The sequence below is a fragment of the Microcoleus sp. A2-C3 genome (assembly GCF_036706065.1).
Lineage (GTDB): Bacteria > Cyanobacteriota > Cyanobacteriia > Cyanobacteriales > Microcoleaceae > Microcoleus.
Window position 1 is genome coordinate 1 of record NZ_JAUBVX010000005.1, and the last position, 15308, is coordinate 15308.

At 44.2% G+C, this 15308-nt stretch carries 11 protein-coding genes; 9 read left to right on the forward strand and 2 right to left on the reverse strand.

Features of this window, described 5'->3' with window-relative positions:
• Positions 1-105: 105 nt before the first annotated feature.
• Positions 106-3423 (forward strand): ATP-binding protein, encoded by a 3318-nt coding sequence (locus QUB66_RS04575; protein WP_332966700.1) that lies wholly within the window; start codon positions 106-108, stop codon positions 3421-3423.
• Between the two features lie 69 nt (positions 3424-3492).
• Here QUB66_RS04575 and QUB66_RS04580 read toward each other — a convergent pair whose 3' ends face one another.
• A complete protein-coding gene (locus QUB66_RS04580; protein WP_265237506.1) occupies positions 3493-5148 on the reverse strand; it encodes an NAD(P)H-hydrate dehydratase in 1656 nt (551 codons plus the stop codon).
• Here QUB66_RS04580 and QUB66_RS04585 point away from each other — a divergent pair.
• Together QUB66_RS04585 and mnmA are read left to right on the forward strand one after the other, a co-directional pair.
• Positions 5137-5313: a hypothetical protein gene (locus tag QUB66_RS04585; RefSeq protein ID WP_265237508.1), complete on the forward strand. Its 177-nt coding sequence runs from the start codon at positions 5137-5139 to the stop codon at positions 5311-5313. The two genes, QUB66_RS04580 and QUB66_RS04585, sit on opposite strands and share 12 nt — an antisense overlap.
• 189 nt (positions 5314-5502) lie before the next feature.
• The gene (gene mnmA / locus QUB66_RS04590; RefSeq protein ID WP_332966699.1) at positions 5503-6594 is read left to right on the forward strand and encodes a tRNA 2-thiouridine(34) synthase MnmA; all 1092 of its coding nucleotides are present in this window, start codon (positions 5503-5505) and stop codon (positions 6592-6594) included.
• Between the two features lie 266 nt (positions 6595-6860).
• Here mnmA and QUB66_RS04595 read toward each other — a convergent pair whose 3' ends face one another.
• Positions 6861-7421 carry a hypothetical protein gene (locus QUB66_RS04595; RefSeq protein ID WP_265237511.1) on the reverse strand — a complete coding sequence of 187 codons (561 nt, stop codon included), beginning with the start codon at positions 7419-7421 and terminating at the stop codon, positions 6861-6863.
• A 553-nt stretch (positions 7422-7974) separates the two neighbouring features.
• Here QUB66_RS04595 and QUB66_RS04600 point away from each other — a divergent pair.
• The 6 genes from QUB66_RS04600 (at position 7975) to QUB66_RS04625 (ending at position 15234) form a co-directional block, all read left to right on the forward strand.
• Complete coding sequence (locus QUB66_RS04600) at positions 7975-9918, forward strand: PP2C family protein-serine/threonine phosphatase (protein ID WP_332966698.1); 1944 nt, start codon at positions 7975-7977, stop codon at positions 9916-9918.
• A 74-nt stretch (positions 9919-9992) separates the two neighbouring features.
• The gene (locus QUB66_RS04605) at positions 9993-10571 is read left to right on the forward strand and encodes a DUF6272 family protein (protein WP_265237527.1); all 579 of its coding nucleotides are present in this window, start codon (positions 9993-9995) and stop codon (positions 10569-10571) included.
• Positions 10572-10617: 46 nt separating this feature from the next.
• Positions 10618-10962 (forward strand): slr1659 superfamily regulator, encoded by a 345-nt coding sequence (locus QUB66_RS04610; protein ID WP_265237513.1) that lies wholly within the window; start codon positions 10618-10620, stop codon positions 10960-10962.
• A 70-nt stretch (positions 10963-11032) separates the two neighbouring features.
• The gene (locus QUB66_RS04615) at positions 11033-12508 is read left to right on the forward strand and encodes an adenylate/guanylate cyclase domain-containing protein (protein WP_265237514.1); all 1476 of its coding nucleotides are present in this window, start codon (positions 11033-11035) and stop codon (positions 12506-12508) included.
• 254 nt (positions 12509-12762) lie between these two features.
• Positions 12763-14412 carry an ABC transporter substrate-binding protein gene (locus QUB66_RS04620; protein WP_332966697.1) on the forward strand — a complete coding sequence of 550 codons (1650 nt, stop codon included), beginning with the start codon at positions 12763-12765 and terminating at the stop codon, positions 14410-14412.
• A gap of 162 nt (positions 14413-14574) precedes the next feature.
• Entirely contained in the window at positions 14575-15234 is a 660-nt protein-coding gene (locus QUB66_RS04625; protein ID WP_332966696.1) for a pentapeptide repeat-containing protein, read from the forward strand.
• The last annotated feature ends 74 nt before the right edge of the window (positions 15235-15308 follow it).

The following is a 15308-nucleotide window of genomic DNA, read 5'->3' on the forward strand; positions in this document are numbered from 1 at the left end:
AGAGGTACTGGTACTCAGCGCCAGGAGCTTCATTTTTCTATTCTCAGTACCGCTTAGACCTTAACCGAGAAGTATTGAGAACTGTGTCGGATTAATGAGTTGAAAATGACTTGTTTGCGGATGAAAAATGATTTGCCTGCGGCTTATCAGTTAGGTATCGAAACGCTGCAATTGTTGGGAATTGAGTTTGAAGCTGACCCGGATGATGGGTATTTGCTTAGGGAATTGGCGAAGACGAAGGAGATGATTGGGGGCTCGATCGCCAATTTAGCCGATTTACCGACACTCACCGATCCGCTGCAACTCGCCGCCCACCGGATTTTGAAAGAACTTTACCCCATTGCTTACTTTACCAGTCCCAACGCTCAATTTTTGTGCGCGATGAAGTTTGTGCAGGCGACAATCGAACATGGTAACTGCCGGATTTCCGCCTTTGGCTACATTGTGTATGCCTTTACTTTGATTGTTAAATATGGCGAAATTGAGGCTGGTTTGGCAGCAGGAGAACTGGGTTTAACTCTCTACGAACGCTGGGATGCTAAAGAGTTAAGTGCTTATATTTTCTTGCTGTGGGGGGCTTGTTTGCACTACATCAAACATATTGATGAGTCCAAGGTTTTTATCGTCAAAGCTTTTAATAGCGGTTTAGAGACAGGTGCTTATCAGTGGTCGGGATATGCTGCGATTAATTGTCTTTGGTTCAGCTTTTACGGCAATGAAACGCTGCAAAAAACCACCGCTGTTATTGAGGAATTTATACCTGTTTTGCAAAAAATTGACCGCAATATGCTAGCATTTTTTATGCTAAATAAATCGGCAATTGCTCGGCTTACTCGTGCTGCCGAGAGTGCAGAAAATCCCCCAACTTTCATCGACGAAGAGTCGCTATTAGAATTTGCTGAAGCCTCGGCAGATTTGATGACCTCTTGTGTGGTTTATATCTACAAACTAACCGTGGCGAATTGGTTTGGCGAGGTCGATCGAGCATTAGAATATGCCAATATTGGTGCTAAATTCTTGCCTGGTGTTGCGGGGATTTTCCTGAGTCCGGTTTTTTGCTTCCACCGGGCTATAGCCCTGGCTGCTGCTTGTACAAATGCCAGCGAGGGCGAGAATCGCCAAATCTACCTAGAACAGCTTAACCTGAGTCTGGAAGAACTTCGAGAATTTGCGAAAAACTGTCCTGCAAATTACCAGCACAAGTATTTAGCCATCCGGGCCGAAGTGGCGCGGTTGTCGGGACAAAAGTATGAGGCGGCAGAATGCTACGATAGTGCGATCGCCCTCGCAATAGAAAACGGCTTCATTCAAGATGCCGCACTCGTTAATGAATTAGCTGCCCGATTTTATTTCTCTCAAAATCGGCTTATTTTCGTCAAAAATTACCTCAACGATGCCAGAGTTTGCTATCTCCAGTGGGGCGCTACAGCGAAAGTCCGTCAACTCGAACAATATTATGCCAATTTATTTCCTGAAGCTGTTGAGTTGCGAATTGCTGCAACTGTAACCGCGAGTACATCTAGTCATGCTAATGTCTTAGATTTAGCAACAGTAATCAAAGCATCTGAGGCAATTTATAGTGAAATTGTCTTAGAAAAATTGTTGAAGAAACTGCTGCACATTATCTTAGAAAACGCTGGCGCGCAAAAAGGTTGTATTCTTTTAGAAAGAGACGGGCAACTGTTTGTTGAAGTCTCGGATACTAACCGCATGACATCAGCCACATTTCAGGAGTCAATGCTGGTTGAAAATAGCTCGGATGTTGCTATTTCTATAATCAAGTATGTTGGGATAACTCAGCAACCGCTGGTATTGAGCGATGCAAGTCAAGAAAAAATTTACCAAGCGGATACTTACATTCAGAATTGCCAACCCAAATCGATTTTATGCGCGCCGATTTTGTATCAAACTAAGTTGATTGGCATTGTGTATTTAGAGAATAATATGGCGATTGGAGCATTTACGCGCGATCGGCTAGAACTGTTGCAACTGTTAACGACGCAAGCGGCGATCGCCATTGAAAACGCCCGCCTCTACGCCCGCGAACAACACAAATCCCGCCAGTTGACTGAATCTCTCGAAAACCTGCAACAGTTCCAAGTCGAACTCATCCAAAAAGAACAACAATACCGCAGCATATTTGAGACAGTAGTAGACGGACTTTCGCTGATGGAATTGGATACCGGTAAATTCATCGCAGCTAACCCCGCACTCTGTCAAATTTATGGCTATTCTCAGGAGGAATTACTGCGTTTAACTCCGCCAGATTACATTCTCCCAGAGTATCTGCATTTATTCGCCGAATGGCAACAAACTATAAGAAGACGCCAAGAATTTAGCTGTCAAGCAGTCATACAGAGAAAAGATGGTACGCTGTGCGATGTTGAGGTAAAAGCAAACTTTTTTGAGTACGATGCGCAACCCCACGCCCTGGTAATTAATCGCGATATTAGCGATCGCAAACGTGCCGAAAAAGCTGTGCAAACATCGGAAGCTCAATTGAGACAAAAAGCTGAAGATTTAGAAGCAATACTCATTCAACTCCAACAAACTCAAGCACAATTAGTTCAAACTGAAAAAATATCGCAACTCGGACAACTGGTTGCTGGAGTTGCCCACGAAGTGAATAATCCCGTTAGTTTTATTTCTGGCAACTTGCATCATGCCAAAGACTATGTTAGCGATTTGATAAGTTTAGTCCAGGTTTATCAAGACAACTTTCCTGATCCGGGTCAACAAGTTTTAGATGAAATAGAAGCGATTGAATTAGAATATTTAGTTGAAGATTTGCCGAAGATGATTGACTCGATGAGATTGGGAACAGATCGCATCCGCGACATCATGCAATCTTTACGAAATTACTCGCGTAGCGACGGGATTGAGAAAAAACCAGCAAATATTCATGAAGGAATTGATACCACATTAATGATTTTGTCGCACCGACTCAAAGCCAATAGCCATCGCCCCACGATTCAAGTCATCAAAAACTACGGGGAATTGCCTAATATAGAATGCTATCCGGGGCAATTGAATCAGGTATTTATGAATTTGATCGCTAATGCGATCGATGCTTTGGAAGAATCTAATTTTGGTAAAACCTACAAACAGATTGAGAGCAATCCCAATATAATTACAATTTCGACCTCTGCGGAAAACAGCAGCGAAAAACTGATAAATCGTACAGTAAAGATTCGGATAGCTGACAATGGACTTGGAATGTCAAAAGACATCAAACAAAAATTGTTTACGCCATTCTTTACAACTAAAGCTGAAGGTAAAGGAACCGGATTGGGACTGCCAATTTGCCACGATATAGTCACAAAAAAACACGGGGGAAGTTTAGAATGTGTTTCAGCGCCGGGAATGGGCACAGAATTTGCGATCGCCCTTCCGGTGCACAACATTCCTATCAAGGATAATTAGGGCATTAGGCAAAGCCAAGTGATCCCGGTGTGCGATACGAATTTATGGCAGCGAGTAGGACGATCGCCCTCAAAATTCTCGTAATGTAGGAATTAAATACTGTGTCAATGTAAAGGCATCTACTCCTAATTCTGTCCGTTCTTTGGCAGCCATGATTCCGGCTTTGGCGTGCCACCAAACTGCTGTTGCAGCAACTGATTCGGGGGGGGATTTGCGGGCGATCGCACTTGCCAACAGTCCCCCCAACAAACCAGTCAGAACATCGCCGCTGCCGCCTCTAGCGAGGGCTGGGGTGCTTTCTGGATTGATATAGGTGATGGTACGCGCGGCGCAGCTATCCCCTAGGGAATCGCCCCGATCGCTCCAACTGATGCAAACTTTAGCTCCTTTGAGCAATACCACTGCACCGCAAAGCTCAGCCGCTGCTTGAGTTGCGGCAATTCGATCCTCGCCCATTTCGTCCGCTAATTCGGGAAACAAACGCTTAAATTCGCCCGGATGAGGTGTGATAATTGTCAGTGCTGAGCGTTCCGACAAAATCGGGACTGTGCCGAGTTGAGCGAGAATATTTAAACCGTCGGCATCTATAACTAAAGGTCGATCGCACTCCAGTACAGATTCTACAGCGATCGCGGCTTCCAATGTCAGACCAGGCCCTACTGCGATCGCATCATAGACACCCAAATCGATCGCTATCGGCAACTCGCTAATTGAACCATTTGGGGTTTCAGGACACCCGATAACTAAAGCTTCTGGCAACTGACTGCTCAACATCGGTTTAATCGACTCAGGAACAGCAATTGACAGCATTCCCACACCGCTAGCCCTTGCTCCCAATGCTGACAAAATTGCCGCTCCGCTGTACCGACCAGAACCTGCAATAATTAGTAAATGACCGTTAGTGTATTTGTACGAAATTGGCGATCGGGGCAATGGCAAATGCTGAATTGCCGATGCTTTAATAATGCGTTGGATTGATGGCGAATCGCCCAATATTGCTGCAATATCTGGGACGGGAATATCAAAATCAATTAATTCCGAACTGCCGATATATTCTAACGCTTTGTCTTGCAGAAATGCCATTTTCCACAATCCCAAACACAATGTATGTTTTGCTCTGATTGCAGTCCCCAAAACTGCTCCGGTATCTGTATGAATTCCCGATGGAATGTCTATACTAAAAATGGGTATGTTTAAATTATTTATTTCGTCAATAGCTGCGGCGGTGGGATTAGTAATTTCTCGTTCCAATCCAAAGCCAAATAAACCATCTACGAGCAAATCGCAGTTTTTTAGTGATTCAACTTTGTCAACAAAGGGAATATTTAAAGAATGCGCATAATCAGCATGACTTTTGGTGAGTTCTTTAAGCTTAGAAAACGGGCAGTAAATAACTACGGAAAATCCTTGAAAGTGCAATTCGCGAGCCACAACCAAAGCATCACCGCCGTTATGTCCCGGCCCAACCAATACGCCGATAACTGGCAATTGAAAATTAACAATTTTTTGCCCTTCTCCCTTTTTCCTCCTATTGGTTAAATCCGTTAAATCCCGTACATTGCTCGTTGCCGAACTTCGCTCTTCCTTCAACAGCGCCTGAATGCGTTTAGCAATCAATCCGGCGACTTTTTCCATTAAAGCTGCGACTGGCATTCCAGCAGCAAATATTCTCGCTTCTATTTGCCGCATTTGGTCGGCGGTGACAACAAATTTTTGAATAATCATAAGAAGAAGGAAGAGGGAAGAAGGAAGAAGGAAGAAGGAAGAAGGAAGAGGGAAGAAGGAAGAGGGAAGAAGGAAGAGGGAAGAAGGAAGAGGGAAGAAGGCCCTTCGGCTTCGCTCAGGGTGAAAAGAAGGAAGAAGAAAGAAGGAAGAAGAAGGAAGAAGTAGAATGAAGAAGTAAGAGATACACAGTAAGCCTTTGAGCGATCGGTATTTTACGTTTAATTAGGTGGCTTTACTTAATTAGTGTTAAAATTTCAGCTAACAGCAGCAGTACCATTTTGTAGTACATTTGTGGTATGATCGATTAGCTCGATCGCACAAAGTAACAGTAAAATAGCAAATTCTCTCCGTATCATGAACAAGATTGTTGTAGGCCTCTCCGGCGGGGTCGATAGTTCCGCAGCAGCCGCAATTTTACACCATCAGGGCTATGAAGTGGTGGGTTTAACGTTGTGGCTGATGAAAGGCAAAGGTCAGTGCTGCTCTGAGGGAATGGTCGATGCCGCTAAACTTTGCGAAGATTTGGGCGTTCCCCACCACATTGTTGATAGCCGTGAAGTCTTTAAGGCAAGTATTGTCGATTTTTTGGTGGACGGTTACAGTGCAGGAGTTACGCCTTTGCCTTGTTCGCAGTGCAATAAAACTGTGAAGTTTGGGCCGATGCTCAAGTATGCTCACGAAGAACTCGGTATTGAAAAGATTGCGACGGGACACTACGCTCGCATTACCTATGATACTGCTACGGGTCGCTATCAGTTGCTACGGGCGATCGACCCAGCCAAAGATCAATCTTATTTTTTGTATGATTTAACACAGGATTTACTCGCGGGTACGGAGTTTCCTTTGGGGGAAATTACCAAGACTGAAACTCGCAGAATTGCGACGGAATTTGGCTTGACAACCGCTGATAAGCCGGAAAGTCAGGATTTGTGCTTGGTGGAAAGTAACGGTTCGATGCGGGCTTTTCTGGATAAGTACATTGCGCCGCAAAAGGGTGACATTGTAGATAAGGCCGGGCGGGTGCTCGGACAGCATGATGGCGTGCACCACTACACCATTGGTCAGCGGAAGGGACTCGGCATCGCTGCACCGGAACCGCTATATGTGATTGAACTTGATGCTGGTGCTAATCGGGTGATTGTGGGCGATCGCCAGTTGGCGGTAGAATCTGAGTGTAATGTCGATCGGGTAAATTGGGTTTCTGTCGCTCAACCGACGGCTCCGATTCGGGCTTCTGTACAGATTCGTTATCGATCGCAACCCGTCCCCGCTACAATTATTCCTGTAGAATCCTCACAAGCAGACGAAAAAGCCAGTAGTACAAGGGTCAAGGTGATTTTTGACGAACCACAGTTGAGCATTACCCCCGGACAAGCCGCTGTTTGGTATGACGGAGATGTACTGTTGGGCGGTGGGATTATTGAAAGAAACAAACTCCCAAGATAAGACGGCGGTTGAAACCGCGTCTACAGAAACAAAACCCGGATGGTGCGCGGGTTGAAGAAGAGCAATTAAAATTACGTTATTTTCTTCAGAAGACCGGGCGGTTGAAACCGCTTCTACACAAACAAAACCCGGATGGTGCGCGGGTTGAAGAAGAGTCGGCAATTGAAATTACGTTATTTTCTTCAGTCCGCGGAGGCGGACTTCGTTTTTGTAGGCGCGGTTTCAACCGTACGTCCCATCTTTTTGTGGAACCGGCTAAGATTTTCCTAACCTGCTTTCTTTTCCAAACGCAACACATTTCCCCTAGCATTAGTGCGGTAAACCCAAGTTTGGCGACCATCAGAAATCACAACCCGCCAACCTTCGACAATCATTTGGCCGCAAATTTCATCAGCTTTTACGATTCCCAAACAAGTATTCGGCCAACTTTGCCGGCTCGATTCAGTTACTTTCAACTTGTCAGCAGCAATCCCAGTTTGGCGTGACAAGTCTTGGCGAACTGCTGCTGCTAAGGTTGCGGGCAATTGGTTCGGGGGATTTTGGCGCGTACCCTCGGCCAAATTGCCCGGTTCGGAAATTAAACTATTTAGTGCCAATCCAGAATAGCTAATGTTTTTTAACACCGCCGTTGGATTCTCTTGCTTTTCCAACTGGGCGAGGGAATGTTTTAGACCACCCGCGTTAGCCGCAGCGGTGTGTATTAGCACCGGATACATTTCCCATGCGAGAATTCCTGTGAGCACTAAAGCCAAGATTAAAGGATTTGGCTGCTTTTTACCTCGGTTTTGACTGTTTTTAGAGTTATTTTCGGAGATTGGTTTCATCATAAGCCCTCTTTCTCACTTTACACTCTTGCGATCGCTCCCGATCACTCAACTCCAGATACTTATTTAGACACTGTTGCTGGTGTTGTTGGTTCCTTTGTGCAGAGCCCAGTTGACGCCAGTCGTGCAGCACAAGTATTTTATACTCGCTGCCGGCACTTGTATTTTGTGGAAACTTGCACTACCCAGCTATTACTTAATTTTTACTTTTAGTCTCGCGGTATCGAGAAAAACTTAGGCATAAGTAAATATTCTGAAAATAATCGGATTTTGGGCCAGAATCTCACTACAAATGACTATTCATCTTTCCAAAACACAAGAAGCTGTTTTAGACTGTGGGAGGCGAGCTGAGCCGCCGATATCAAAGGGATGCCGCACAATCTGTTGCAACAGGATGGGAACGCATTACAAATTAAGCCAGCTATCGCTGATTAATTGTAGCATTCTGGTTTTCAAGTGCGATTCCCAAAATACTTTAGTAGCGCTCGTTACTTTTTTAGTACAATTTTGTTTAAATGTATTGATTATGAACAAAAAATCCCTGGGAATCCATTTAATGAATCGACTGAGCTATCCTCAAAAATTTACCTTAATTGGTTTTTTATTTGCGATTCCGTTAACCTTGGTGATGTACCTGTTGATTTCCGAAATCAACAGCAGGGTTGATTTTGCCCAAAAAGAAATCTACGGTAATCAATACCTGCGCTCGCTGCGCCAATTGAGGGAATATATACCGAAACTTCAACAGTTAAATTATCAGGGTTTAAATCCCAATTTTAGCAAGCCAGATCCCAGCGGAAATTTAGAAGCTAAGATAGACGCCAACTTTCAATCCTTGGCAAAGATTGATCGCCAGTTAGGAAAAATTTTATTTTCTACTCAAAAATTCAATGCCACTTATCAAGATTGGCAAAATTTTAAACTTCGTCGCAGTCAGTGGAGTTTAGAAACTTACGATTTTGTCTATCATAAATTAGCCGCAAATATTAATAAGTTGAGCGCTCATGTCGGCGATACTTCCAATCTAATATTAGACCCTGATTTAGATACCTATTATTTGATGGATGCCACTTTGCTGAAGATTCCAGAAATGCAAAAACTCTTGTCAGAAATTAGGCTAATTTCTCGCAAAAATAGCTTACGCTCGGATGCGACATCTGAAGAAAGAGCGCAACTGATTACTTTTTCTGGAAAATTGAGAGAACTCAATAAAGATTTAGCAATCAATATGGAAGTTGGATTTAAAAATAATCGTCAGGGGAATCTCCGACCTAAATTAAGCGAGCATTTGACAAGATTTAACTCCAGAATAGAGCAACTAACTGGGCAACTTGATAAACTGATTTATCCCACAGCCTTAGTAGAATATTATGTCTATCTAGATGGCAGCGATCGAGTTATTGCTTCAAGTTTTCAACTGTGGGACGAAAATCTCAATGAATTAGATTTTCTTCTGCAAAAACGCATTGATAATTTTGTCGCAAAAAAACAGATAATTTTGATTTTTGTGTCAATAATTTTAGCAATGGTTATTTATCTATTTGTATCTTTTTATAGGTCAGTTATGCAAACAGTATTTGTGCTTGACGAAGCCTCAAAAAAGATGGCAAATGGCAATGTAGGTTACAAGATTATTTTGGATAACAGAGATGAGCTCGGACAAGTTGTAAGTTCATTTAACAAGATTGCCGATGCTTTGGTTGGTGCAAACCAAGAAATTAGTGTTCTCAACGATCGCCTAAAAGCCGAAAATGTACGGATGAGTGCCGAACTAGATGTCACTCGCAAGATTCAGCAGATGCTGCTACCGAAAGACCGAGAACTCAACGAAGTTGTGGGATTAGATATTGCGGGATTCATGGAGTCTGCTGATGAAGTAGGCGGCGACTATTACGATGTACTACAGCACGAAGGTAGAGTAAAAATTGGCATTGGCGATGTGACGGGACATGGATTGGAGAGTGGCGTTTTAATGATTATGGTTCAAACGGCAGTCCGAACTTTGCTCGCCTACAATGAACCAGATCCGGTAAGATTTTTAAGTGCTATTAACAGTGCAATTTATGATAATGTGCAGCGGATGAAATGCGACAAAAATGCCAGCCTTGCTTTGCTAGACTATGAGCAGGGAATGCTGAAGTTGAGCGGCCAGCACGAAGAAATGATTGTCGTGCGGTGTAACGGTTCTGTGGAGCGGTTTGATACGATCGATTTGGGTTTCCCGATCGGGCTGGATGCAAATATTGCTGAATTTGTTGCTGAAACAATTGTACAGTTGCATTCAGGAGATATCGTAGTGCTGTATACTGATGGGATTACGGAGGCTGAAAATATGGATAAAGTGCTTTATAGTTTAGAGAAGTTAATAGAGGTAATACAGATTAATTGGCAGCGAACGGCAACAGAAATCAGGCACGCTGTAATTGACGACGTGCGATCGCACATTGGCGAACAAAAAGTTTTTGATGACATCACTTTGCTGGTACTTAAACAAAAATAGCTAACTCAAGTTGCTAGGAATGAAGCTAGAGTAATTGGTAATTGGTAATTCATAATTGGTAGTTGGTCATGGACATGATTCAAACTTTCGGCGATTTCATCGAGCCGACTCCCAGCCAGGAATACTTAATAATTGGATTTTCTCCGAGTTCGATTCCCCTCAAGCAGCGGTGGCGGAACAACGGTTTGTCGGCGGATTTTCTGGCTGACTACTTGACGACTTTTTTCCCTGGAAACGAAGACGACCCCTCGACAATTGACAGACAAGCTGAAATAAAAAGCGCTGTGAGCTACATTGCTAACGAGTTATTAGAGAATGCGATGAAGTTTAATGATGAAACCTCGGAGTACCCGATCGACATTAAACTACAATTAAAGAGCGACGGACTGATTTTCTCAGTTGCTAACAGCATCTCTCCCCAAGCTGTGGATCAGTTTCAGGGTTACATTCGGCAGTTGCTAGCCTCGGATCCGAGCGAGCTGTACATTGAGCAATTGGAAAAAAATGCTGCTGACGAGAGCTCTACTGATTCTGGATTGGGCTTGCTGACGATGCTCAGCGATTATACCGCCAAAATGGGCTGGAAGTTCCAGACCGTGCAAAAAGACCCGGAAGTAATTACGGTGACAACTATGGTGCAATTAAGAGTATAGGTAAGAGTGGGCGATCGATCATATCTAAGGAACTTTTTTGCTGACAATGGAAATTAAAACGGAAGATTACGAGATCTGTTACGATCCGGCAACGGCAACTGTGAGTTTTGTTGGCTCTCTAAGGCTGAGCGGGGCCGAAGACTACGCGCCGATAGTGCAGTTGCTGGGCGAGGTAGCCGACGTGGAACAGGCGAAAATTACCCTCAATTTGCAGCAGTTAGAATTTTTGAACAGTTCTGGCATCAATATGCTGTCGAAGTTTATTATCGAGGTGCGCAAAAAAGCCGGGATAACAATGGCGGTAAAAGGCTCTCAACGTATAGCTTGGCAAGGTAAATCTTTGAAGAATTTGCAGCGCTTGATGCCTGCTTTGCAGTTGGAATTACTATAGACACACAATGACTTTTAGGGTACGGGCTGTTGAGCAATTTTCTGTTAGTCGATGCGCAAATTTTCGAGTTATGCTGGAAGAACAACCATCTAGAGAACAGCTACTTTTAGAAATAGAAAGATTGCGCCAGCAAGTGGAAGACTTGAAGGAGGAAAAAGCGGATCTGGAAATTTTGCTGGAAAATACTGCTGAACATTCCGATACGGTGGAAAGTGAGTTGCGCGATCGGGCATTGGAGGCGGTGCGAGAAGGTGAAGTCAAGCTGGCTCAATTTCTCGAAGCGATTCCGGTAGGTGTGGCTGTACTCGATTTTGAAGGCAAACCTTACTACGTCAATCACGCCGGAAAGCAGTTACTTGGTCAAGGGGTTGTACCGTTAAATTTAGTTGATAATTTGTCAGAAGTTTATCAAATTTATATCGCGGGAACTGATATTATTTACCCTTCCCAGAATTTGCCACTCGTCCGAGCTTTGAGCGGTGAGAGCACAACGACTGATGATATGGAAGTTCATCAACCCGACAAAAAAGTTCCCATTGAGGGTTGGGGAACACCAATTTTTGATGACGCTGGCAAAGTTGCTTTTGCGATCGCAGTTTTTCAAGATATCACGGAACGCAAACAAGCTGAAGCCGATCGCCATAAATTTATTAATAAATTATTTGAACTCAATCAAAATCTGGAAAAATCCCTGGATGCTGAATCAGACTTAACTGATGCCTACGGGCGATTTGTGCCACATCAATTTCTGAATTTGTTGGGATATGAAAGTATTATCGATGTCAATTTAGGCGACCAAGTGCAGGAGGTAATGTCGGTGCTGTTTGCGGACATCCGCGACTTCACGATGCTTTCGGAAACTATGACACCGCAAGAAAATTTTAATTTTATCAATGCTTACCTGTCGCGGATGGAGCCGGCTATTACTAGCAATCACGGGTTTATTGATAAATACATTGGCGATGCGATTATGGCTCTGTTTAGCGACTGCGCAGATGATGCAGTGAAAGCGGGTATTGCGATGCTAGACATCCTGACTGATTACAACGAACACCGTCAAAGTGTCGGCTACATCCCGATAAAAATTGGCATTGGCATCAATTCGGGTTCTTTGATGCTGGGGACAGTCGGTGGCAAAAGCCGAATGGACAGCACTGTGATTAGTGATGCTGTTAATTTGGCATCTCGGATTGAAGGATTGACCAAAGATTATGGCGTACCTCTGTTAATTTCTCAGCAGACTTTGGAACGGTTGCGAAATCCGGCTGATTATGCTATTCGGATTGTGGATAAAGTACAGGTAAAAGGAAAATCTCAGTATGTGATAGTCTATGAGGTATTTGATGCCGATCCGCTGGAAATGCGATCGGCAAAGCTAGAAAATTTGCCCGTATATCATGAAGCGATGTTACTGTGCGAGCGCCAGGAGTTCCGATCAGCGGGAAAATTGTTTGAAGAGTGTTTGCGGACAAATCCGAACGATGGGGTAGCTCGTATTTACCTGAAACGCTGTCGGGATTGGCGATCGCTCCTCAAGGGAATTTAGTCAGTAGTCAGTAGTCAGTAGTCAGTAGTCAGTAGTCATTAGTCATATCCGCTTACATCTGAATTAGATCGATCGCGCGATCGCCTTCCTCGGACTTCTACTCAAAAAAATATGATTCCGATGCAAGCGGAAGCGATCGGGTGCTGCTGCGATCGGTTTGGCGACAGAGTATTTACCAAGAAACCCGGTTTCTCCTCTAAAAGTGCGTAAGTCCTGATAATATAATAACTACTTTGGAGTGTCAATAAAAGACGATGAGAATCAACAAGCGGCAGCCGAGAATATCTATAAAACCTTCAGTAATTAAAGTTATCGCTCTGTTCTGTCTGTGCTGCTTGTTGACTGCAAGCTGCGGACAGCGGGCCAATCGATCTGTGAATGCGAGCGGCGACAATGTTAATAACCGCGTTACGATCGGCACAACCTTGAAATTGCGGACGATCGACCCCGCCGACGCTTACGAAGTTATCTCAGGACAACTGCTGCGCAATTTGGGCGATACTCTCTACACTTACAAGTCGGGAACTACTGAGTTAATCCCCGGCTTAGCGACAGCAATGCCAAAAGTTAGCGCAGACGGATTGACATATACAATTCCCTTGCGTCAAGGCGTGATTTTCCACGACGACACACCGTTTAACGCCGCAGCAATGGAATTTTCCTTGCAGCGGTTTATCAAAAATGGCGGCCGTCCGTCTTTCTTGTTGGGTGATGCAGTAGCATCGGTGAAAGCGACGGGCGAATACGAATTAACTTTTCAACTCAAAAAGCCTTTTGCTGCTTTTCCAGCCCTGTTGACATTTGCCGGTATTTGTGCAGTTTCTCCGAAAGCTTATGAGATTGGGGATGGTAAATTTAAACCCGATACATTTGTGGGAACTGGACGCTACAAGTTGGCGAAGTACGGTAGCGATTCTCTCAAGTTTGACGTGTTTGACAAGTATTGGGGGGAAAAACCAGTTAATCAAGGTATTGACATTTTGCTGCTTTCGACTTCTTCAAATTTGTTCAATACTTTTCAGACTGCTGCGATCGATGTAGCTTATTTATCTCTGGATGCCGATCAATTTCGCAGCTTGGACGAGGGAGCAAAAAAAGGGAAATGGCAGGAAATCGCGGGGGAAAGCAGTACGGTTAGTTATATGACGCTGAATATGAAGTCTAAACCGCTGGACAAGTTAGAAGTGAGACAGGCGATCGCAGCAGTGATGGATCGGCCCCTGATTACCGATCGCATACTGGGGGGACAAGGGCAGCCGCTGTACAGTCTGATTCCCACAAGCTTCGACGTTCAAAAACCGGTGTTTAAAGAACTGTACGGCGACGCCAACACCACAAAAGCGAAGGAATTGTTAACAAAAGCGGGATATTCGGCCGCGAATCCGTTTATTCTGCAAATTTGGCATCCTACTGGTTCCACAAAACGAACTTTAGTGGCGAGTATGATCGAGGCGTTAGCTAAACAGAAAATGGACGGGATAATGCGGGTAGAAATTAACAGTGTTGAATCTCCGACTTTATTCCAGAATATAGAGAAGGGGATTTATCCTGCGGTGTTAGTGGATTGGTCTGCCGACTTTTTTGACGCCGACAATTACATTCAGCCGTTTTTGGATTGTGCGACGGGTTCGGAGGCCACCGGGTGCGAAAAGGGTGCGAGCCAGGGTCAGGGTTCGTTTTATTATAGCGATCGGGTAAATCAACTGATCGACAAGCAACGCAAAGAACCAAACCCCGAAACCCGGAAAGCTTTGTTTGGCGAAATTCAGGACATACTAGGTAGAGATGTACCTTTCATCCCTCTTTGGCAGGATAAGGACTATACTTTTGCTCAGAACAATATCACGGGTGCCCGCCTAGAGCCGACGCAATCCTTTCCCTTTTGGTTCCTGAAAAAGCAATAATTGTTTACAATAATTGTTAAGAGTTGAAACGTCCAAAATCATACCATCTTTTGTGCACAACAGGGTGATGATTGTCACAGTTTATCGAAGAGACCGATCACCCAACTCTCTCTAAAAATGTTGGATAGTATTAGAGAGAGAGATATCGCTGAGGGTGAGTATATGAAATTTGGAATTTTAACAACTACAGGGCTGCTAATTGCGATCGGTTTTGCTTCTGGAGTCAAAGCAGAAAACGTATCACAAGTCAAGCAACTATTAGAAACTAATAATTGTAGCGGCTGTGACTTGACAGGAGCGCAGCTTTCTGGTAGGGATCTCAGCGGCGCGAATTTGAGCGGTGCAAACTTGAGCGGTGCAAATTTGAGCGGTGCTAACCTCAACGAAGCCAAACTGAACGAAGTAAATCTGACACAAGCTAAATTGCCAGGTGCGAGCCTAATTGGGGCTAGAATGCACGGGGCAAATTTGGAGGGTGCTGATTTGACTCGCGCTAACCTGAGTCTGGCTGGTTTAGTAATTGCCAGTTTGAAAAATACCAACCTCACCAGCGCTAATTTAGTCGGCGCTAATTTAGAAAGTGCTAATTTGGCTGGTGCGAACCTGAAAAATGCTCGCCAGTCTGTAGCGAATTTAGCTAATACCCGCCTCATGGGTGGCAGTTTGTCGGGAATAGACGTGATGGGGGTTAACTTGCGGGATGCAAATTTGACTGGTGCAAATTTGAACGGTGCAAATTTGAACGGTTCGGACTTGACTGGTGCTAATTTAAAAGATGCCAATATGGCAAATGTAGATTTGAAAAACGCTGCTTTGCCGTAGGACGATCGCCAATTGCTATATTTGACTATCGTGTTTAACAACCTTAATATCATCGTGTAGGGGCAATTTCCTAA